We start from the raw sequence: 22,022 nt of genomic DNA, 5'->3' as shown, positions 1-22,022 counted from the left end.
TCAGCGGCACGCCACCGTGGCGTCACAGGCCGCCAGCGTTTCCACCAGGCGGTCCTCCAGCGCCTTCACCTGCGCGCCCGGCACCAGATAGTTATTGCTGATGATGGCGAATGCCAGCGGCCGCCCGGTCGCCGAATCGACATAGCCGCTGAGCGACGATACGCCGGTCATGGAACCGCTCTTGGCGTGGGCGCGCCCCGCCGCCGCGCTGTTCACCATGCGGCTTTGCAGCGTGCCGCCCACCAGCAACCCCGGCTCGCCCGCGACGGGCAAGGCGTGATACCAGTCGGCGAACCACGGCTGTTTTCTGGCCGCCAGCAGCAGCGTCGTCAGCTGTTGCGGCGTGATCTGGTTCATGCGCGACAGCCCTGAGCCGTCCACCTGGCGATACGCGTCGGCCGCGACGCCCTGGCTTTGCACAAATCCGTTTATCGCCCGAAGGCCGGCGGCCCAATCCCCTTTACCCTGCGTCTTGCGGCCCATCGCCTTGGTCAATATCTCGCCGTAGCCGTTATTGGAGACTTTCAGGAAGGTGACGGCCAGGCGGGAGAGCGGCGGAGAGGTTTTTTCCGCCAGCAGCTGTGCGCCGGCCGGCGTCACGCCCTCTTCAACCTTGCCGCGCAGAGTGATGCCGTGCGCGCGCAGAGCATGTTGCAATAAGGCGCCGACGACGAGGGACGGTTGATCGACGGTAATCAATCGCGAGCTGGCCTCCGCCTGCGCGGCGATGGTGCCGCTGACCACGATCCGGTTGCTGCCCGGCCGGCGCTCGTACGTCAGCGCGGTGTCACTACCGGTGGTGGTGCGGTTGACCAGCGTCACCGCGTCATTGGCGGGATAGAAGCTCACCCGTCCCGGCGCGCCGGCGCGGGCGCCCGGCCGCACCGCCACCTGCACCACGTTGATATCGCCGCCGGGAGTAAAGGCGTAGTTCAGCGCCGAGATCGGCGCAGCGAAGGCGAAAGGTTCATCGTCCCAGCTCCAACCGGCGCCGAATGGCGTCTGATCGAAGGCGCCGGCATCCAGCAACAACCGCCCCTGTATATGACGGATGCCGCGCTGCGCCAGCGCTGCGGCGAAGGTGTCGAGATCGTCCGGATGCAGCGTCGGGTCACCGCTGCCCTGCAGATAGAGATCCCCTTGCAGGGTGTCGCCGCGCTGTTTACCGGCGGTCAACAGCCGGGTTTCAAAGCGGTAATCGGCCCCCAGCACGCCGAACGCCGCCAGAGAGGTGAACATCTTCATGTTGGAAGCCGGCGCCAAACGCTGATCCGCGTGCGCCTGATACAGCACGGCGCCGCTCTCGGCATCGCGCACCATCACGCCGCTCGACGCCCCAACCAGCGCCTTGTCCTGGCCGAGGGCCGCCAGCGCCTGGCTGAGGGTTTGTTCGTGACGTTGGCCGGATGACGAACACCCCGCCAGCGCCACGATGGCGGGCAGCAGCCAGCCTGCGGTTTTCAACATGTCATCTTCCTGTTTGCGTTATCAAAACCAAATTGTCGCTCAGGCTATCATTGGAAGGCGGCGGCGTCCTGTTTTCCATTCACTAAACAACGATTTTTGCTTATTGATATTATAAAACAAGCAATAATAAGAATTGCTAAACAATCAAGGCAATAAAGTTTGAATATGAACTATATTATGTGAAATAACCTTTAATATAATGTTAATGTTTTTAATGTGTCTTGTTGACAATAAACAAAGCCAAAGCTATCGTTACTCCCCATTAAAACTCACAACCTATTATTAATAACAATTTACTTATATGAATTTTAAAATGTGATCTCACTCACTGACTTCCATAGGGAATAACACGCCATGTCTGAAAATACAGGGCCCGATGGTCATCAAGTTATTTTTGATGGCGCGGGCATCGGTGACTTTTGTCCTGAAACGTCGCTGCTTGAAAACTTTGAAAGATTAAATATCGACATTCCCAACCTATGCCGAAAGGGGAGGTGCGGCTGTTGCAAATTACTTCTAATCAGCGGAAATATACGCCATGAAAAACAGAGTGCCTTATGCGAAGAGGAGTTAGAAGAGAATATTATTCTGGCCTGCTGCGCCTATTCACAATCGGATATTGAAATAGAACTCTATTAATAAGGATTAACCGATGAGCCTCATTGAAACCACGTTGAAAAAATGGGATCGCGCCGCGATTGTTCGCTCCCGCCCGCGTCGCCTTCTCAACGAACAGGACAGCCAATCAACCCTTTTCTTCCCCCTCGAACGTCTGCCGCTGTGCCTCCATCCGCGCGTTGCCGCGCTCGGTGAACAAGCCTTGCGCTATATTCAGGTACAAACCCTCTACCATTACCTGAATGGCATCGCCAACATCGAGTTGGATATCATCAATGATTCCAGTTACAAGCTCTACAAAAACGCGGTCGGCGTAGACTTTCCGCTTGAAATGCGCTTAGACGCGCTGACTGTGGTCGTGGATGAGTCCTATCACGCCCTGGTGGCGCTGGATCTGATCAATCAGGTAGAGCAGATGACGTCCATTGCGCCGCTGCCGATGCCAAAAGATACCGAGGCCTCCTATGCCCTGGCTCAATCGTTGGCAATGGGGGACGAACGTCTGCGCGAACTGCTGCGACTGGTTTGCGTGTCCCTGTCGGAGCAGGCGCTGACGACCGATCTGATCGATGTGATCAACAACGAAGATATTTTCCCGACCTTCTATCTGGTGATGAAAGATCACGTTGCGGATGAAGGCCGCCATGCCCGCTTCTCACAGCAGGTGCTGAGCCATATCTGGCGCCACAGCGACGCGGCGACCAAGCAAGCGTTGCAACAACCGATTTTGGCTTTCCTGGAAGGCTACGCAACCGACGCTATCGCCAAAGATTTCAGCGCCTGCATGTTGCGCCAACTAGGACTGACAGAAGCGGAAATTATCGACATCATCGCAGACACTTATCCAGCAACGCATGTTAAACCGTGGGAAAACAATAATATCGTCACGGAGCAAATGTTGGTGGCGCTGAATAAATCGGGCATTCTGGCTGATTTGCCTATCGCCGATGCGCTGCATGCAACAATCTAATTAACCGGTATAAAAATCCAGCACCTTTGATATTCCGCAAGGGAAACCATTATTCTCAGGAAGCAAAAATGGAATTACTTCATATTGGCTATTTCGGCGACAGTGCCTGCGGTAAATTATTAACCGACGAAATCCGGGAATACGGCCATCAGGTTAGCTTTATCAGTCTCGAACACCGTCCAACCGAAAAGCTCGACCTTATTATCACCACTGAAAATAACGCTGAAACAATACGACGACTGCAACAGCAGGGAAAAAATCTGCTGACGCTCGCAACCAATAAAAAAAATATTAACGACATTGACACCCTGCAAAACCAAGAACACTTTTCTCTGTACTTTAGCTCCGCCGGCCAGGCCGCTTATCTGTGCGATGCGCTGTCGGATATGGCCGCTGACGCCCAACTTCCCCTGCTGCAGGAAAGGCTTGTCGACATTGTGGTCGAGCTGTCGCGTGGCGGTATACCGCCGGTACAAGAACTTCCCTACCGCTTGGCGCGTAAATACTATGCCGAATCACCGACGCGCATGCGCGAATTGACCGCATTGCTGATGGAACGTCTTGGCGATCAGATGCAGGGACGTTGCGGCAGCGATCTCTGCCATCTCACCTGGCAACCCGGCGCCGACTTCCATACGGTGCCGGTAGCGGACATCACGTCCCCCGCACAGCTGCAACATTTCTTCTTTAATGAAACCGGCGCGCTCAAACAGGGACGCTACGCCCAGCCACGAGTGATGGTCGACGTAGCGGCTTGCGGTGACGGAACTCAGCTTACCCTGTATGGCGACGACATGCGTTTCAACGCGTTCACCGACTATCTTGACGCGCTATTGGCAGATCCGGCCGATCCCGTCGCCGCGCCCATTGTTACTCAACCTCACACGTTACATCGCCTGAGCCAATTCAACGCAACCGACGATGCCGAGCTCCTGGCGCACGACGTCATCGCTTTGTTCCGCCACGCCGCCGCCGCTCATCCGCAACAGGCCGCGCTGCATGCCGATGGCCAGACATACAGCTATGGAGAAATCGATCGCGCCTCGGATCAGTTTGCCTGTTGGCTGCTTGAACACAGCGGCGCCGCCAGTTCGGTCGTCGCCGTCTCGATGGACAAGTCAGCGACGCTGCTGATCGTGCTGTTGGGGATACTGAAAAGCAATAAAACCTATGTACTGCTCGACCCGCAGGCGCCAGCGGCACGCAATCAAAGCATTCTTGACGACGTACAGCCCGCGCTGATTTTGGCCGACTCGCCATTGCACTCCGGCGACGCGCCGTGCATTGCGCCATCAAGCATTGATTACCGTTCGCTGAACATCCATGCGGAGCAACTCCCTCAATCGCGAGACGCTCTGGCTTACGTCTGCTATACCTCCGGGACGACAGGCAAGCCCAAAGGCGTCATGATCGGGCGTGAAGGCCTGAGCAACGTGGCGCAAAACCACCGCGATTTCATTGGACTGGCGCAAGGCAGCCGCGTGCTGGCCATCGCCTCGCTGGGTTTCGACGCCTTCGGCTGGGACGTCTATGGCGCGTTAGTCAGCGGCGCGACGCTTTATCTTGCGCCCTCGGAGCTGCATACCGATGTCGGCGCGCTGCACGACTATCTGACTCAACACGATATCGGCCATATCACTATTACGCCGGCAATTCTGGAATTGTTGCCCCGCGAAATGTGGCCGGGACTGCGGACGATGATCGTCATGGGAGACGCCCCGCCTGCGGACGTCGTCGCCTGGTGGGCCGAGCGCACCCGATTGTGCAACGGTTACGGGCCGACCGAGGCTTCCATTGCCACTTCGCTGTGCGAGTATCGTCCCGGCGTTCCCTGGAACTGCATTGGCAAACCGCTGAAAAACTACCGTTGCCACATCCTTGATCTCCACCATAATCCACTGCCGGTCGGTTTTGAGGGCGAACTGTGCATCGCCGGCAGCGGCCTGGCGCACGGTTACCTGCATCAAGAGGCGCTGAGCGCAGAGAAGTTCATTATCTGTCGGCTGCCGTATATGGCGGCCGAAGAGCGTCTTTATCGAACCGGCGACATCGCCAAATGGGACGAACAGGGCAACATTATTTTCGTCGGCCGCCGTGATCACCAGGTGAAGATACGCGGAGTGCGCATCGAGATGGGAGAAGTGGAAAGCGCCGTCCGCAGTCATCCACTGGTTGAAAGCGCCTGCGTGGTCGCTCGCAGCCAGCCCTCGGGCAAAATTCTCGCCGCCTTCGTGCAACCCGCTTCGCCTGAGCTGACGATCGACGCGCTGCGTCACGCGTTGGTCACACTGCTCCACCCCGCCGCGATCCCCAGCGTCTTTATTTTCTTGCCGGCGCTGCCGCTGACCATCAATGGCAAGATCGCCCGCCAACAGTTGGAAAACTGGCCACTGGATGAGCGGAATGAGCGCCTGACGCCGCCGGAAACCGAAACGGAGGCCATTCTCGAGCGCATCGTGGCCAACGCGATCGGCTGTCCGCAAGCCGACGTCACCCAGGAGTTCATCAACCTGGGCGCGCACTCGCTGACAATGAGCAAAATCGTCGCGCTCGTCGCACGCGATCTTTGCTGCCACCTGAGCATCGCCGATCTGTTCCGCCACAATACGGTGCGCAAACTGGCCGAATATATCGAGAATAAGGCCGTTGCCGCAGAGCGCGCCATCGCGATCTGCGACGAACGCCGCGCGCCGCTCAGCCCACAGCAGAACCTGCTTTGGTACCTGAGCGCATTGAATCCTGACGATTGCAGTTACAACCTGCCGCTGGCGATAGACATTCAGGGCCCGCTTGATCTGGGGCGCTTTGAGCAGGCGATCAATTTTATTTATGAAAAACATGAAAGCCTGCGCACTCGTTTCAGCGAAACCGACGGTGTCGCCTATCAGTTGGCAGAACCGCATACCCCGATTCGCCTTGCCGATCACTGGGTGGACGGCCAAACGCTGTCGGCAGAAAAGTGGGTGCGCCAACTGTGTGCCACGCCTTTCGACATCACCGCTCGCCCGCCGCTGGTGCTTCGGCTGGTCCAGTATCATCAGCAGCACCATGTTTTGATTTGGGTAAAACACAACATTATTACCGACGCCTGGAGCGAACAACTGATCCTTAACGATCTGTGGCAGCGCTATAACGAGCTTGACGATCACCACGGCTTGGACGCACCGCAACCGCAGATTCAAACTATCGACATCGTCAATAGCGGCATCGCGTCACCTGCGCCGGCGGATGTCGCTTATTGGCAACAGCAACTGCAAGACTGCCGCGAACTGGACTTCCCGCTGGATAAACCGCGCCCGCTGATGCCGACGCACGCCGGAGAGCGCATCCATTATCAGCTGCAGCCTGACGTGGCCGGTCTGCTGGCGTCACGAGGCAAAGCGCTGGGCGCCACGCCTTTCGCCTTGCTCTGCGCGGCATTAAGTTTGCTGCTCAGCCGTTATACCCAGCAGCAGGATATTGTCATCGGCACCGCCATCGCAGCGCGGGATAACCTGGATCAGGCGCAGGTCAGCGGCTTCCACGTCAATACCGTACCGCTGCGTATCCGACTGAGCGAACAGGACACTCTGGCCGGACTGATCGGTAACATGATGGAAACCTGCATCGGCGCCTACCAGCATCAGCAGCTCTCCTTCGACCGGATCTTGCACCAGATCGAATACGAACGGATGTCGAACAAAAATCCGTTATTCCAGATCATGGCTATCCTGCAGAACGCCGGTGACGTATGCCAACAAAACCTGCGCGATTGCACGCTGCATCGCTTGCCGCTTTCGTCCGGCTTCTCGATGTTCGATATGACCTGGAACTTCAGTGTGGAACAGGACGCCGTCGCCATCGAGCTCGATTACGCCAGCGAACTGTTTTATCCCGCCAGCATGCAAATGCTGTTGGACAACTATCAGCAAACGCTGCGGCAACTGCTCACCCTGCCGGCCAATACGGCGCAGCTTGCCCTCAACCCGCTATGCGAACGGGAACAACATTGGCTGCAACAGTTGGCCGTCAACGCCGACGCAGGTTCACGTGACTCGTTGCTGATGCACATTGGCCGGTTGGCACATACTCAGCCTGACAGCCTCGCCGTCAGCTGCGAACGGCAACAGTACAGCTACCGTCAGCTGTGGGCGCAGTCTGAGCGCGTCGCGCATGCATTGCTGCGCATCGACAGCCGGCCTTTCTCGGTCGGCGTCATGATGGAGAAAAGTTGCCACGTCGCCGTGCTCCTGCTCGGCGTGCTGAGAGCCGGCAAACACTACGTGCCGATTGACGTACACTACCCGGCCGACCGCGTGAGCTACATGATCGAGAACGCGCAAGCCCGGTTGCTGGTGACCGATGGTGAGCCAGAGCAAGGTTGGGCCAGTCCCGCCGTCGGTTTCGACTCGCTGGTTTCTCATCCTGCAGCGGCCGACGCGTTGCCGATCCCAGCCGACGATACGCTGGCCTACATCATGTACACCTCAGGCTCAACCGGTAACCCCAAAGGGGTGATGATCACGCACGGCAACCTGAACAATTTCACCAACGACTTCGTCGGGCGGCTGGCGCTGAGCGCGCGCGATAAGGTGCTCAGCCTGACCAGCATCAGTTTCGATATTTTTGGGTTGGAACTTTTCTGCTCGCTCGCCGGCGGCGCGCACGTCACGCTGTGTCCACGAGAAACCGCCATGGATCCGGTCAAGCTGTATCACTTTATCGAGCGACAGCAGCCCAGCGTGATTCAAGCGACACCTACCGTCTGGAGTACCATCGCCCACCATCTGCCGGCGGCGAGCCAACGCCCCCTGACCGTGCTATGCGGCGGCGAGAAGATGCCGGCGGCCCTATTGACGCAATTGCGACGCATCGCGACACGGGTGCTGCAGGTGTATGGCCCGACGGAAACCACCATCTGGTCGACCTGCGCCGATCTGACTCACGAAGGCGCAAGCGACTGTATCGGCACGCCGATCCAGAAGACTGAGGTTCTGGTCATGGATCAGGCCGGCAACCCGCTGCCAAGCGGCGCATTTGGTGAGCTGTGGCTGGGCGGCGCAGGGGTATCGCCGGGGTATTGGCGCAACCCGACGCTGAGCGATAAGGTCTTTCTACGGCGTCAGGCGTTCGGCGCCGAGCGCTATATGTACCGCACCGGCGACATTGTGCGTTTTAATCGACAGGGGCAGCTGGAGTATCTCGGCCGGAACGATCACCAGGTCAAAATTCGCGGCCACCGTATTGAGTTGAGCGAAATCGATCTCAGTCTATCGTCCCTCGACAATATCGAGCGGTCACTCAGTTTAATTGTCGGTGAAGGCCAGCAGGCCCGCATCGTCAGCTACCTGCAGTTAACGCCGGGCGAAGAGCTGAATGAAAAAGCGGTACGCACGGCGCTGAAAGCCCGTTTGCCGAATATCATGATCCCGTCCGGTTTTGTGGTGCTGTCGGCCTTCCCGCTCACCAACAACAACAAAATCGACATTCGTCGGCTGCCAGCGCCGGAAACCCGCTACTCGGCTTCCGAAGCGGACTACACGCCTGCGGCCAACGAGGCGGAAAGCGCCATGCAGCATATCTGGCAACAAGTATTGTCGCAGACGCAGATCAGCGTCTGCGACAGCTTCTTCAGCCTGGGTGGAAATTCACTGCAGATCCCGCAGCTGCTGCACGCCATTCGTCAACAGATGGGCGTCTCGCTGACTATCCGCGAATTCATCATGCACAGCCAGATCCGCGAACTTACCGCTCTGGCCTTGAGCAAAACTGCCGAGGTCGCCGATGAAACGCATTGAGGTGTACCACCAAGGGCGTTGTCATCACCTTGACCACCGAGAGCCGCTGCGGCTCTCGGCCAGGCTGGACTTCGCCGATAACTCAACCAACCTTTATGGTGTGGCCCCCGCCGACTCGGCGCCGCTGAGTTACGGTGATACCGTCGCCAGCGTGCGTCATGGCGGGGTCTGCAACGCCGAGCGCATCAGCCTGGTGCCGCACTGCCATGGTACGCACACCGAATGCATCGGCCATATTCTTCCTGAAACGCACAACGTGGCTGATTTGCCGCTTGAACCGTTCATCGCCGCCACCCTGATTCGCGTCAGGCCGCAGCGAGCGGACGCGACCGCGGAAAGCTATAACGCCAGCGCTGTCTGCGAAGACTGGCTGATTACCCGGGCGGCGCTCGATGACGCATTGGCGCCGTTGTCGGGCGACTACCTGCAGGCTTTGGTGATTGCGATCGAGGCGCCGAGCGAATTCCCCGCCGCGTCCTGCGCGCCCTACTTCAGCCATCAAGCCTTGGCGCGCATCGTCGAACTCGGCGTCCAGCATCTGTTGGTGGACATTCCGTCGATCGACCGACTATACGACGGCGGACGCATGGACAACCATCGCCGTTTTTGGGGGCTTGAGGCCCCCGACAGGCCGCAAGAAGGGCGCAAATACGCCTCCGTGACCGAGCTGATTCAGGTTCCCGCGCAGGCCACGGCGGGACACTATTTTCTGACCATTCAACTGCCGGATCTGAGCGGGGATGCCCTTCCCAGCCGGCCCATCTTATTTTCGTTTTCTACAGGGAAAGTGACATCATGAATTACGCCAGCTATCTGCAGCTAAACCAGCTGCTGTCGCTGCAACAGCCAGCCTCGCCGTCTGCGGAACACCGCAATGAAAACTTGTTTATCATCACTCATCAAACCTACGAGCTCTGGTTCAAGCAGCTGATCGATGAGCTTCATCTGGCGATCGCGCAGATCGAAGAAGGAGATATACCGGCGGCGATCGAAACGATGACGCGCGTCAATGCCATTACCCAAACCGTGGTGAATCAGATCGCCGTGATTTGCACGCTGAAGTTTCACGAATTCCAGCGTTTTCGCAGCTATCTCGGCACCGCCAGCGGTTTTCAATCCTACCAGTTCGCCGGCATAGAAGCGCTGCTCGGCAAGGAAAATCCGAAAAAACTACAGCAGTATCAGGGTGATGAAGAGGCACAGCGCCGATTGGCGGCTATCATCCAACCGGTTTCACTATGGCAGGCAATACGCGGCCATCTGATGCGTCTCAATGACCAGCCCAATCAGGCGGCGCGGGGCTTCGACGACATCATCAGGCAATCGCTGACGCGTTCGAGCTGCGAGTCGCTGCTGCTCAATCAACTGCTGGATTTGGATTCACTGTTGCAGGAGTGGCGTTACCGCCATGTGAAACTGGTGGAACGTACTATCGGGCAGCGGAAAGGTACCGGCGGTTCATCGGGTTCGGACTATCTGAAATCTACGCTGTTCACGCCGATCTTCGATGAATTGTGGAACGCCATCAACTGAATGCGTTCCTTAACGCCAAGGAAGCTCAGGCTTCCTTGGCCTCCTGAAAATACGGATTTCGCCATGCATTGCACCCACTTCCCCAACGCCCCACGCAGCTTGAAACCGCTGACGCCAGGGCGCCAGGGCAGCCTGCGGCTGATCGCTTTTCCTCATGCCGGCGCCGGCGCCACTGCCTTTCAGGGGTGGAGCCCCTCGTTGCATCAGGACATCGAACTCTATGCCGTGCAATACCCCGGTCGAGAGGAGCGGGCAAACGAAGCGCCGCTCTGTCACCCCCAATCACTCATCAATCAACTGATGCCGGCACTGCAGCCACTGCAGGACAAACCGCTGATCTTTTTCGGCCACAGTCTTGGCGGACGGGTTGCGCTGGCGTTAGCGACGGCGCTGCCTCAGCCGCCGCTGCAGTTGATCATTTCCGCCAGTTCATCGCCCTTCCTGGCGCGCCACAGTGCGTTGCTGAGAATGCCGCGTGCCGCTTTGTTGAACGCGCTATGTGCCGGCGAGGGTCTGGATGCGTCGCTCATCGGCGACAGCGCGCTGCTCGATTACTATCTGCCGCTGATCCGTGCCGATCTGATGCTGTCCAGCCAATTGCTTTTTCCTGAGCAGCCGGGTTACCCCGCCCCGCTGGCGATGTTTTATGGTGAAAACGACGAGCTGATCGATCGGCAGGATTTGCTCGACTGGCGCCGGATCGCGCAAGGCGATTTTCAGCAGCGCACTTTTGCCGGCGGACATATGTATATCACCACGCAGCGCGACGCCGTGATAGCCGGCATTCACCAGTTGCTGGCAGGCCACCTGAGTGAACCAGCCAGCATATAGCCGTCAGGCGTTTTCACTCTCAGGCATCGCCAGACGACGCTCGTTGTGCACCACCCGCCACGCCAACAGCAGCACGCAGAGGCTGCAGAGCGACAGCACGGCACCCAGGTGCTGCGAAAGCCCCGCCAACACCAAGCCACCGCCGAGCATCAGGTAATACATCAGGCCAAGGATGGCGCCGGCGGTGCCCATGCAGTCTTTATAATGGCGCAGCGCGCGCGCCAGAATATTGGGAATGGCGATGCCGTACGCCATCACCACCAGCATCATCGGCAGAACGAACCACAAGCTCCCTTCCAGCAGCAGTACCAGCAGGCCGCCGATCAGCGATAATCCGCAGGCCAGCATCAACAGTGCAGGGAACAACCAGTGCTTACCGATCAAAAACTTGTTGATCGCCGCGCCGATGCCCACCCCGGCCGCCAACACCAAACCGGTATAACCGAACCACTGCGCCGGCAGCGCCAACGCCGAGAAGTGGAATGGCGCCAGCTGGTAATAGCTGAACATGCAAATATTGAACAACGCCACCAACAGCGCGCTGAGCCAAATATCCCCGTCCTTGACCATCCGTCCCAGCGTGCCGAAAAATGAATTCTTCACCACCTGTTGCGGACGCGTCTCCGGCAGTTGCCAACCGGCATAGCCCAGCAACAGCGCCGCCAACAGCGCCAAACCGCCGAACACCCCCTGATAGCCCCAATAGTGAGTCAGCACTGCGCCGCTCAACACGCCAACCGCCGGGCTGATCGCCATGGCGATCCCCATCACCGAGAACACCCGCGCCAATTCATAACCGTCGAAGCGATCGCGAATCGCCGTTTGCGTCCCGACCGAACCGACCGCCGCGCCAAAGGCGGCCAGCACCCGCGCGGCCAGCAGCACGCTGAAGCTGCCGCTGAACAGCGCAACGAGAGAAGCCAGCAGATAGAGCGTCAGCCCGGCCAAAATGGTGGGACGGCGTCCGATGACGTCGCACATCCGCCCCCATACCACCACGCCCAGCGCAAAGGCGAAAAAGTAGCAAGAGAGCGTTTGCGCCGCCATCTCCGCACTGACCCGGAAACCGTGCGCAATATGCGTCAATGCCGGGCTGTAGATGGTCTCCACCACCTGGGGAAACATCATCATCGACGTCGCCAACGTCAGCGTCAGTTTACGTTGCATAACAGATCCTGTAGCCAAGAATAGGCTGCACAAGGTAGCATCTGGTCCCATCGCCGATTACAATATAAAAGACAATAAATTTACAAAATCGGACAGACTATGGCGTGGCTTCAGGCGCAGGACAGTTTTAATCCGGATACGCTCGACAACGGGGTGCTCGGGATCGCCGCCGAACTGGCGCAGCACGACTCGGGCACGCATTGGCATGACAGGGGGCAGTTGCTGTTCTGTCAGCAAGGCAGCATGCGCATCACGCTCAACCAAAGCATCTGTATGCTGCCGCCGGGCAGAGTCGCCTGGATCCCGCCGCAGGTGGCTCACCGCGTTCAGGTCAACGGCGTCGTCGGCTACCGTTCGCTTTATCTCGACGCCGATCGCTATGCCTGTCTGCCTGCGCAGCTTGCCGTACTGACAGCCTCGCCGCTGCTGCGCGAGGTGTTGGAACGCATCGCGTTCGCCGCCTTCGACACCGACTGGCAGCATGGGCCTTACGCCAATATTCTGGCGGTCTGCCTGGACGAGATCGCCGCCGCGCCGCGCGAACTGACGCTGCTGCCGCTGCCCAGCGACCGCCGCCTGCGCCATCTGGCCAATCTGGACATGCTTCCGCCGCTGCACGAGCTATCGCGCTATAGCGGCGCTTCCGAGAAAACCATCAGCCGGATTTTCCGCCGTGAAACCGGGCTCGGTTATCAACAATGGCGTCAGCAATGGCGCCTGATCAAAGCGATAGAGATGCTGGCCGCAGGGCTGAGCCAATCCGACGTCGCCGGTCGGCTGGCGTTTTCCAGCGACAGCGCCTTCGCCACTTTTTTCAAGAATATGGCGGGCTGCCCGCCGAGGGCGTATATGGAGAGAAGAAAGTAAGACGCCGTTTAAAACGGCAACGCTGACAAAAGGCGTTGATTCAGAGGAGAAAAGCGACGGCGGGAACGGCGCCCCGCGACAAGCGAGAGCGCCGTTCCGCGACGCTTCTAGCGATACACGATTTCGCCCTTCGGTTCGTAAGCCGCCGCATCCAGCGGCGAGTGTTTCTCGATGTATTGCTTCAGCACCTCGGCGTCGATAAAGCCGGTGTTGACGTAGCTCGGCAGCCCGTCCAGCTTCGGATAGCCGTCGCCGCCCAGCGCGTTGAAGTTCAGCGTCGCCATGCGGTAAGTTTTATCCGCCTGCAGCGGCTGGCCGTTGATCTTCACCTCGCTGACGCCCTTGCCGTCCGCCACCAGGCTGACGTTGGCGAACTGGGCGTAGGCGCCGGAATCCGGCTTCATGTTGGCCACCACCGCCAGGTACTGCTCAACCTCGCTGCCTTTCATATCGACATGCACCAGGGTGTTGCCGAACGGCTGCACCTTGAGCACATTCTTGTAGGTGATATCGCCGCTTTCAATCGAATCGCGCACCCCGCCGCCGCTCATCACGGCGAAGTCGGCGTCGGCGCGCTCCCTCTGCGCGGCCAGCATCACCCGCGCCAGGTTGGTCTGCACGAAGCGCACCTTGCTGCGGTCGCCTTCAAGCTTGCCGTTGACGCTGCCGATCTTCACGTCCAACTGCGCCTTGCCCTTATCCTGGAACGGCGTAAGCAGCTTCATCATGGCCGGATCTTCCGCAATCTGCCGGGTGTAGTACACCCGCTCGCTGGTGCCGTCCGCTTTCTCCACTTTCTTCTTCAGGTTCACCGGGATCAGCTGATAATGCACCAGCTTCAGCTCGCCGTTGCGGAATTCGAAGTCGGCGCGCCCCACGTATTTGCCCCACTCGTGCGCCTGCACGATCCAGGTGCCGTTCTGGCGATCCGGCGAGCACGGCGTGCCCGGCACATAATCCGCCTGTTTGCGGTTGTCGCCGGCCATGCACACCGGATCCTGCGAGTGGCCGCCGACGATCATGTCGAGATATCCGGCCGGCAGGCTGCGCGCCATTTCTACGTCGCCCGGCGCGTTAGAGCCGTGTTCGCCGTTGTCATAGTGCCCCATGTGGGTGGCGGCGATAATCACGTCCGGCTTCTCGTCCTTACGCAGTTGCTCCACCACCTGCTTCGCCTCCTGCGCCGGCACGCGGAACTCCATGTCGGTGAAGTACTCCGGGTTGCCTATTTTGGCGGTGTCGTCGGTCGTCAGGCCGATCACGGCAATCTTGATACCCTGTTTGTCGAACAGGGCATAAGGCTTGAACAGGCGCTGGCCGGTGCTTTTCTGATAAATGTTGGCGGACAGCAGCGGGAAGGTCGCCCACTTCTCCTGCTGGCGCAGCACGCTCAGCGGGTTGTCGAATTCGTGGTTACCGATCGCCATCGCGTCGTAACCCACCAGGTTCATGCCGCGGAAGTCCGGCTCGGCGTCCTGCAGATCCGATTCCGGCACGCCGGTATTGATATCGCCGCCGGACAACAACAGCAGGCTGCCGCCCTGCGCCGCCACTTCCTGACGAATGCCGTCCACCAGCGTTTTCTGCGCGCCCAGGCCATATTCGCCGTGATCGTTCTGCCAGAAGTGACCATGATGATCGTTGGTATGCAGAATGGTGATGGCGTAGGTCTTATCCTTTTCCCAGGCGCTGGCGGCCCCCGACAGCAGCGTCAGGGATACGGCCAACGCGCATGCGGTGGTTTTCAGCGAAAAACGCATGGCGGATCTCCGTGTATTAAATGGCTTTTATGATGAGGGCGAAATTGTAGCGCGAATTAATGACAGCTGATTTCAATTTTTTGCGATGTGAGTCTGATTATTTCAGATATGGTAAAAATTGAACGCCCTGCCTAAGATGTCATCTCTGTGCTCAACAACTTATCAGGCTAATAATAATATGACCGACAGTAGCCAAAGCGCGATGCCGCCCGCCAAGGGCAGTACGGTAAAGAGGACCGCTTTCTCCATCCTCGGCGCCATCAGCGTGTCTCACCTGCTCAACGATATGATCCAGTCGCTGATCCTGGCGATTTACCCGATCCTGCAAGCCGATTTCCATCTCAGCTTCGTGCAGATCGGCATGATTACCCTGACCTATCAGCTAACGGCTTCGCTGCTGCAACCGCTGATCGGCTATTACACCGATAAACACCCGCAGCCTTACTCGCTGCCGATCGGCATGGGCTTTACCCTGTCCGGCCTGCTGCTGCTGTCGGTGGCGAGCACCTTCCCGCTGGTGCTGCTGGCGGCGGCGCTGGTGGGCACCGGCTCATCGGTCTTCCACCCGGAATCCTCGCGCGTGGCGCGCATGGCCTCCGGCGGGCGGCACGGCCTGGCGCAGTCGCTCTTCCAGGTCGGCGGCAACTTCGGCAGCTCGCTCGGCCCGCTGCTGGCGGCGCTGATCATCGCGCCTTACGGCAAGGGCAACGTCGCCTGGTTCTCGCTGGCGGCGCTGCTGGCGATCGTGGTGTTGCTGCAGGTCAGCAAGTGGTATCAACATCAGCATCGGGCAACTAAAGGGCAGCCGAAAAGCCCGTCGCTGCTGAAACCGCTGCCAAAACGTACCGTTGCCTACTCGCTGGGCATCCTGCTGGTGCTGATTTTCTCCAAATACTTCTATCTGGCCAGCATCAGCAGCTATTACACCTTTTATCTGATACATAAGTTCGGCGTTTCGGTGCAGAATGCCCAAATTCACCTGTTCGCCTTTCTGTTTGCGGTAGCAGCAGGCACCATTATCGGCGGGCCTCTTGGCGACAAGATAGGGCGTAAATACGTAATTTGGGGCTCTATTCTCGGCGCTGCGCCGTTTACCCTTGTTTTACCCTATGCATCCCTCTATTGGACCGGCATTTTAACGGTGATCATCGGGGTTATTCTCGCCTCGGCGTTCTCCGCCATTCTGGTCTACGCTCAGGAGCTGATCCCCGGTAAAGTCGGCATGGTTTCCGGCTTATTCTTCGGTTTTGCTTTCGGTATGGGCGGGTTAGGTGCGGCAGTTCTTGGTTATGTCGCCGATTTGACCAGTATCGAACTGGTCTACCAAATCTGTGCTTTCCTGCCACTGATCGGCATTATTACCGCGCTACTGCCCAATATGGAGCATAAAGCGCAATAACCCCGCTGTCTGCCCGGATGAAATTATTTATTCATCCGGGTTATCCTACGGATAAATCAATGTTATTTGGTTTATCTTCCCCAAAACCCCCTCATTGCCATGCCTTAAGTGAAATCCTCTGCTTTTTTACAAAAAAGGCCAAATTAGCCAAGCAAGCCGCGAACAAATGCAATAAACTAAATGTATCTTTTCGTAACTTTGTTGCGTTTCTCCCGTGCCGCGATGCATAGCCAGAAGGAGTATGGATGCATAATTCAACACCGCTCATCACCACCATCGTCGGAGGGTTAGTACTCGCCTTCCTCCTCGGCATGCTGGCGAACCGCCTGCGCATCTCCCCTCTGGTGGGGTATCTGGCCGCAGGGGTGCTCGCCGGCCCGTTCACCCCCGGTTTCGTCGCCGACACCTCACTGGCGCCGGAACTGGCGGAAATCGGCGTTATCCTGTTGATGTTCGGTGTTGGCCTGCACTTCTCTTTGAAAGACCTCCTCGCAGTAAAATCTATCGCCATTCCCGGCGCCGTGGCGCAGATAGCCGTCGCTACCCTGCTCGGCATGGGGCTGTCCAAGCTGCTCGGCTGGGATCTGATCTCCGGTCTGGTGTTCGGCCTCTGCCTCTCCACCGCCAGCACCGTGGTGCTGCTGCGCGCCCTGGAGGAACGGCAACTGATCGACAGCCAGCGCGGGCAAATCGCCATCGGCTGGCTGATCGTCGAAGATTTGGCGATGGTGCTGACGCTGGTATTGCTGCCGGCCTTCGGCAATATGCTGGGCAATGACAATGCCAGCAGCAGCCAGTTGCTGATGGAGCTGGCGCTGACCATCGGTAAAGTCATCGCCTTCATCGCGCTGATGATCGTGGTCGGCCGCCGCCTGGTGCCGTGGATCCTGTCGAAAACCGCCAGCACCGGCTCGCGCGAGCTGTTCACCCTGGCGGTATTGGCGCTGGCGCTCGGCATCGCCTACGGCGCGGTGAAGCTGTTCGACGTCTCCTTTGCGCTGGGCGCCTTCTTCGCCGGCATGGTGCTGAACGAGTCCGAGCTGAGCCACCGCGCGGCGCACGACACTCTGCCGCTGCGCGACGCGTTCGCGGTGCTGTTCTTCGTCTCGGTTGGCATGCTGTTCGATCCGATGATCGTGATTAACGAACCGCTGGCGGTGCTGGCGACGCTGGCGATCATCGTGTTCGGCAAATCCGCCGCCGCGTTCCTGCTGGTGAAAATGTTCGGTCACTCCAAGCGCACCGCGCTGACCATTTCCGCCAGCCTGGCGCAGATCGGCGAGTTCGCCTTTATTTTGGCGGGCCTCGGCATCGCGCTCGGCATGATGTCGGAGCACGGCCGCAATCTGGTGCTGGCCGGCGCCATTCTGTCCATCATGCTCAACCCGCTGTTGTTCACTCTGCTGGAACGCTATCTGGCCAAAACCGAAACCATCGAAGAGCAAATCCTCGAAGAGGCGGTGGAAGAAGAGAAACAGATCCCGGTGGATATGTGCAATCACGCGCTGGTGGTCGGCTACGGCCGCGTCGGCAGCCTGCTGGGCGGCAAACTGGCCGAGGCGGGCATTCCGCTGGTGGTGATCGAGAATTCCCGCCCGCGGGTGGAAGCGTTGCGCGAACAGGGTATCAAGACGGTGCTGGGCAACGCCGCCAATCCGGAAGTGATGGATCTGGCTAGGCTCGACTGCGCGCGCTGGCTGCTGCTGACCATCCCGAATGGCTACGAGGCCGGTGAGATCGTCGCCTCGGCGCGCGCCAAGCGGCCGAACATCGAGATCATCGCCCGCGCCCACTACGACGATGAAGTGGCCTACATCACCGATCGCGGCGCCAATCAGGTGGTCATGGGCGAACGCGAGATCGCCAACAGCATGCTGAACATCCTGCAGCTGGACACCCTGAGCGAAGAAGAAAAAATGGGCGGCTGCCCGATCTGAGGCACCGCGCATAAAAAAAGGTCCGGCATGCCGGACCTTTTCTTTTTCAGCGGGTTAACGCTCCCAGTAGGACTCTTCCAGGCTGTCTTCCCGCTCCGGCAGGCCGCGCGTGAGGCGTGGCGAATGCTGGTTCAACACCTGGTAGCTGACGCGGTTGGCGTATTTGCACACCTGCGCCAGGGAGGAGTAGGTCAGGTAACTGCGCACATGCTTGCTGGAGTTCGGCACGTTGTGGCGGTGATAGCCGTTGGCGGCGATATCGTGCAGCAACGCCGACAGCGCGCCGTCGCCGGCGCCGTTGGTGTTCATGATCTTCTCCGGCCCGCCCATATACGGCGCGATATGCGAATAAACGCGCAGCGGATTTTCACAGTGCTCGCGGCGCATGGCGCGACTGAACTCGTAGCGGTTGAACTCGGCGATATGCCCCGGCAGCAGCGGGTGCTGGGTCTGGCGCTTATTGGCTTCTTCGGTGTAGCCCGCCATATACAGGCCATTCGGCCCGGCGGTGCACAGCACCAGATCCACCCACTCCAGCGCCATGTCCGAGGCGGTCAGCGGATCGCTCAGCCCGGTCAGCTCCAGCGCTTCGTCTTCGTTCATCGCCAGAATCGTCACATTTTCCTTCAGGAAGTCGCGCCACCACTGCGGGTTGTCGGCAATGACGTACTTGGTACCCAGGGTCAGCACCACCGGCACATCGTGTTTTTTGGCGTACTCGATCGCCTGCAGTGTAGCGTCCTTTATCGGCTCCCCTTCCTTGCAGCGCACCAGGTAAGAACTCAGCACCAGCGCCGACGCGCCGGCGATCACCTCTTCAGGAATGCTTTCCGGGCGCAGCTGGTTCATCTGGCCGGGGTTGATGGCGAAGGTGCGCTCGCCGCTTTCGCCGATCAGCGTGAAACAGCGGCCGATGGCGCCATCAACGCCCTGCAAATAGTTAAGATCGGTGCGGCTGGAGGTATTGCACAGATAACGGTAGGCGTAGCTGCCGATTTTCACGTTGCTGCACATCACGCCGAGCAGTACCGAACGATCGTCCGCCAGCACCGAATAGTTGTGCATGGTATTGCCGATGGTGCCGCCGGCGAACTGATGGGTGACCAGGTTGTTTTCATTCAGTTCCTGATACAGCGCCTCGGCGACGTCGTCTTCGATCACCAAAGAGTGGCCCAGGCTCAGGCCGTAACGCTGGACAAAAGCATCGTCCACTTTTGCCTCGATATCCACCAGCGTCTGGTCGATGCCGACAATATACGAGGTGCTGATTTCACTTTCGGGCTGGGCCTGCTGCAGAAGCGGATCGCGGGCGCTCACCGGAAAATAGTGTTTGGACTTGCGTTTACCAGGAAATTTCATGTGATTGGCGGTGGTGACGGTTTAACAAGCGGAGAATGTTAACACATCCCCGCCCGATCACGATGCACCTAAATAGACAGATTATGGATGATTACAGACGCTGCGCCACCAGCTGCTGCATCATGTCGATATGCGCCGGCTCGTCGTTCAGCGCCGAGATATATTCAAACTTCTCGCCGCCGGCCTTGAGGAAGATCTCGCGGTTCTGCTCTTTGATCTCTTCCAGCGTTTCCAGGCAGTCTGCCGAGAAGCCGGGGCAAATCAGTTGAATGTGCTTCACGCCCTGCGCCGGCAATCCCTTCAGGGTTTCATCGGTGTACGGCGTCAGCCACGGCTCGCGGCCGAAGCGCGATTGGTACGTCATCATCACCCGCTCCGGCGCCAGCGGCAGCGTGGCGCTCAGCGCACGCAGCGTATCCTCGCAGCGCTGCGGGTAATCGTCGCCCAGACGCGCATAGCGCTTGGGGATGCCGTGGAACGACAATACCAGCCGGTCCGGCTGGCCGTGCTCGGCGAACGAGCGCTCCACGCTTTGCTGCAGCGCGGCGATATAGGCCGGGTGTTCGGCGTAATCGCGAATGAAGGCCACAGCAGGCAAGCGGCGATAGCCTTTCAGCACCCGCGCCACGCCATCCCATACCGCCGCGCTGGTGGAACAGGAATATTGCGGATAGAGCGGCAGCACCACCAGGTTGGTCACGCCCTGCGCCAGCAGCTTGTCGATGGCTTCCGCCAGGCTTGGCGAACCGTAGCTCATGCCCAGCTCCACCGGCGTATTCGGCATGCGCGCCGCCAGCGCCCGCTGTTGGCGGCGGCTGTACACCAACAGTGGCGAGCCCTCTTCCATCCACACCGACTGATAGAGTTTCGCCACGCGTGGCGAGCGGATCGGCAGGATCGCGCCGTTGAGGATCGGCCACCAGATCAGCGGCGCCGTGTCGACCACGCGATCGTCACTGAGGAATTCCTTCAGATAGCGTTTGACCGCCGACGAGGTCGGCGCATCTGGCGTGCCCAGGTTCACCAGCAATACGCCGTGTTTCTCTTGCTTCATCTCAGTTCCCCTCATTTCCTTTCCGGCCGGCATTCCGTTCTGGGTCGGGATGTCAGCAGCCATTAATGCCGGCTATTGTAACGGAAAAGTCCTGCATCGAAACCGATAACAGCAACAGGCTATGCCTGTGGGCTTCTTCCCTGCGCCAGCTGCCATACCGCCGCCACGTTGCGCGCCGTCACCTGCAGATTGCGATCGGCGTCCGCCAGCGCTTCTTCCAGCGTCACGATGCGGTCGAGCACCGAAAACGCCGCATCGATGCCGTGTTGATGCACCACCTGGTAATCCGGCGTCAGGCTGCCGGCGATGGCGATCACCGGCACGCCGTGGCGCTTGGCCACCCGCGCCACGCCGATCGGCGTTTTGCCGTGGATCGACTGGCTGTCCAGCCGCCCTTCTCCGGTGATCACCAAATCGGCATCGCGCACCGCCTCATCCAGGCGCAGGGTTTCAGTAACGATCTCGATGCCCGGCCGCAAGCGCGCGTCGAGCATGCCGAGCAGCGCCGCCCCCATGCCGCCCGCCGCGCCCGCCCCTGGCTGGGCCAGCACGGCACGGCCGGTTTCCCGTTCCAGCAGCTCGCCGTAGTGATGCAGCGCCGCATCGAGCTGCGCCACCATCTCCGGCGTCGCCCCCTTCTGCGGCCCGAATACCGCCGACGCGCCCTTTTCGCCGCACAGCGGGTTATCGACGTCGCAGGCGGCGGTCACGCTCACCCGTTGCCAGCGCATATCCAGCCCGGCGAGATCGAGGTGCGCCAGCTGCGCCAGCGCCGCGCCGCCCACCGGCAGCGGGCGACGATCCTTATCCAGCAGTTTAACGCCCAGCGCCTGCATCATCCCGGCGCCGCCGTCGTTGGTGGCGCTGCCGCCGATGCCGAGAATGATCGCCTTCACGCCGCGATCCAACGCCGCCAACATCAGTTCGCCGGTGCCGTAACTGGTGGTGATGCGCGGATCGCGCCGATCGGGCGGCGCCAGATGCAGCCCGGAAGCGGCGGCCATTTCAATCACCGCGGTTTCGCCATCGCCCAGCAGGCCATAGAACCCCTGCACCGGCTCCCCCAGCGGCCCGGTGACCGTCACCTGGACGATTTCGCCGCCGGTGGCCGCCACCATCGACTCCACCGTGCCTTCGCCGCCGTCCGCCATCGGCAGCTTCACGTAGTGCGCCTGCGGATAAATCTGACGGAATCCCCGCTCGATGGCGTCGGCGACGCCGAGCGCGCTCAGGCTCTCTTTGAAAGAATCCGGAGCAATAACCACTTTTTTCAGCGTTTTCAT

16 protein-coding genes are annotated in these 22,022 nt (G+C 59.4%); 9 read left to right on the top strand and 7 right to left on the bottom strand.

Going from position 1 to position 22,022, the window contains the following annotated elements:
• The gene (gene dacB / locus WFM45_RS01180; RefSeq protein WP_166729646.1) at window positions 1-1,467 is read right to left on the bottom strand and encodes a D-alanyl-D-alanine carboxypeptidase/D-alanyl-D-alanine endopeptidase; all 1,467 of its coding nucleotides are present in this window, start codon (window positions 1,465-1,467) and stop codon (window positions 1-3) included.
• Between the two features lie 354 nt (window positions 1,468-1,821).
• On the opposite strand from dacB, the gene WFM45_RS01175 reads away from it, so the two are divergent.
• Both WFM45_RS01175 and WFM45_RS01170 read left to right on the top strand, forming a co-directional pair.
• Window positions 1,822-2,106, top strand: coding sequence for a 2Fe-2S iron-sulfur cluster-binding protein (locus tag WFM45_RS01175; protein WP_072010128.1), 285 nt, complete (start codon window positions 1,822-1,824; stop codon window positions 2,104-2,106).
• Between the two features lie 13 nt (window positions 2,107-2,119).
• On the top strand, window positions 2,120-3,055 hold the full coding sequence (locus WFM45_RS01170; protein ID WP_336954155.1) for a diiron oxygenase: 936 nt from the start codon (window positions 2,120-2,122) through the stop codon (window positions 3,053-3,055).
• Window positions 3,056-3,174: 119 nt separating this feature from the next.
• Here the strand turns inward: WFM45_RS01170 and WFM45_RS01165 are convergent, their stop codons facing one another.
• Window positions 3,175-3,459, bottom strand: a complete 285-nt coding sequence (locus WFM45_RS01165) for a hypothetical protein (protein ID WP_161800773.1) — start codon at window positions 3,457-3,459, stop codon at window positions 3,175-3,177.
• On the opposite strand from WFM45_RS01165, the gene WFM45_RS01160 reads away from it, so the two are divergent.
• The 4 genes from WFM45_RS01160 (at window position 3,442) to WFM45_RS01145 (ending at window position 11,196) form a co-directional block, all read left to right on the top strand.
• Window positions 3,442-8,832: a non-ribosomal peptide synthetase gene (locus tag WFM45_RS01160; protein ID WP_280597973.1), complete on the top strand. Its 5,391-nt coding sequence runs from the start codon at window positions 3,442-3,444 to the stop codon at window positions 8,830-8,832. The two genes, WFM45_RS01165 and WFM45_RS01160, sit on opposite strands and share 18 nt — an antisense overlap.
• Window positions 8,819-9,631 carry a cyclase family protein gene (locus tag WFM45_RS01155; protein WP_336954151.1) on the top strand — a complete coding sequence of 271 codons (813 nt, stop codon included), beginning with the start codon at window positions 8,819-8,821 and terminating at the stop codon, window positions 9,629-9,631. Before WFM45_RS01160 ends, WFM45_RS01155 begins: the two co-directional genes overlap by 14 nt.
• Window positions 9,628-10,365, top strand: coding sequence for a tryptophan 2,3-dioxygenase family protein (locus WFM45_RS01150; RefSeq protein ID WP_033633975.1), 738 nt, complete (start codon window positions 9,628-9,630; stop codon window positions 10,363-10,365). Before WFM45_RS01155 ends, WFM45_RS01150 begins: the two co-directional genes overlap by 4 nt.
• A gap of 99 nt (window positions 10,366-10,464) precedes the next feature.
• Entirely contained in the window at window positions 10,465-11,196 is a 732-nt protein-coding gene (locus tag WFM45_RS01145; protein WP_161800771.1) for a thioesterase II family protein, read from the top strand.
• Between the two features lie 3 nt (window positions 11,197-11,199).
• Here the strand turns inward: WFM45_RS01145 and WFM45_RS01140 are convergent, their stop codons facing one another.
• Window positions 11,200-12,363, bottom strand: a complete 1,164-nt coding sequence (locus tag WFM45_RS01140; RefSeq protein WP_033633977.1) for a multidrug effflux MFS transporter — start codon at window positions 12,361-12,363, stop codon at window positions 11,200-11,202.
• 99 nt (window positions 12,364-12,462) lie between these two features.
• On the opposite strand from WFM45_RS01140, the gene WFM45_RS01135 reads away from it, so the two are divergent.
• Window positions 12,463-13,230, top strand: coding sequence for an AraC family transcriptional regulator (locus tag WFM45_RS01135; RefSeq protein ID WP_047025742.1), 768 nt, complete (start codon window positions 12,463-12,465; stop codon window positions 13,228-13,230).
• Between the two features lie 107 nt (window positions 13,231-13,337).
• On the opposite strand, the gene ushA is transcribed toward WFM45_RS01135, so the two are convergent.
• Complete coding sequence (gene ushA / locus WFM45_RS01130; protein WP_048322353.1) at window positions 13,338-14,990, bottom strand: bifunctional UDP-sugar hydrolase/5'-nucleotidase UshA; 1,653 nt, start codon at window positions 14,988-14,990, stop codon at window positions 13,338-13,340.
• A 178-nt stretch (window positions 14,991-15,168) separates the two neighbouring features.
• On the opposite strand from ushA, the gene WFM45_RS01125 reads away from it, so the two are divergent.
• The gene (locus tag WFM45_RS01125; RefSeq protein ID WP_049278714.1) at window positions 15,169-16,389 is read left to right on the top strand and encodes an MFS transporter; all 1,221 of its coding nucleotides are present in this window, start codon (window positions 15,169-15,171) and stop codon (window positions 16,387-16,389) included.
• A gap of 245 nt (window positions 16,390-16,634) precedes the next feature.
• On the top strand, window positions 16,635-18,326 hold the full coding sequence (gene ybaL, locus WFM45_RS01120) for a YbaL family putative K(+) efflux transporter (RefSeq protein ID WP_004940247.1): 1,692 nt from the start codon (window positions 16,635-16,637) through the stop codon (window positions 18,324-18,326).
• 54 nt (window positions 18,327-18,380) lie between these two features.
• Here ybaL and WFM45_RS01115 read toward each other — a convergent pair whose 3' ends face one another.
• The 3 genes from WFM45_RS01115 to WFM45_RS01105 form a co-directional block, all read right to left on the bottom strand.
• Complete coding sequence (locus WFM45_RS01115; protein WP_004940249.1) at window positions 18,381-19,685, bottom strand: inosine/guanosine kinase; 1,305 nt, start codon at window positions 19,683-19,685, stop codon at window positions 18,381-18,383.
• 91 nt (window positions 19,686-19,776) lie between these two features.
• Window positions 19,777-20,739: a ferrochelatase gene (hemH, locus tag WFM45_RS01110; RefSeq protein WP_060558732.1), complete on the bottom strand. Its 963-nt coding sequence runs from the start codon at window positions 20,737-20,739 to the stop codon at window positions 19,777-19,779.
• A gap of 119 nt (window positions 20,740-20,858) precedes the next feature.
• A complete protein-coding gene (locus tag WFM45_RS01105) occupies window positions 20,859-22,022 on the bottom strand; it encodes a glycerate kinase (RefSeq protein WP_336954143.1) in 1,164 nt (387 codons plus the stop codon).

The sequence above is a fragment of the Serratia sp. KG1D genome, assembly GCF_037150675.1.
Classification (GTDB): domain Bacteria; phylum Pseudomonadota; class Gammaproteobacteria; order Enterobacterales; family Enterobacteriaceae; genus Serratia; species Serratia nematodiphila.
Note: the sequence above shows the minus strand (reverse complement) of the source record. Positions and strands in the feature narration are given on the sequence as shown.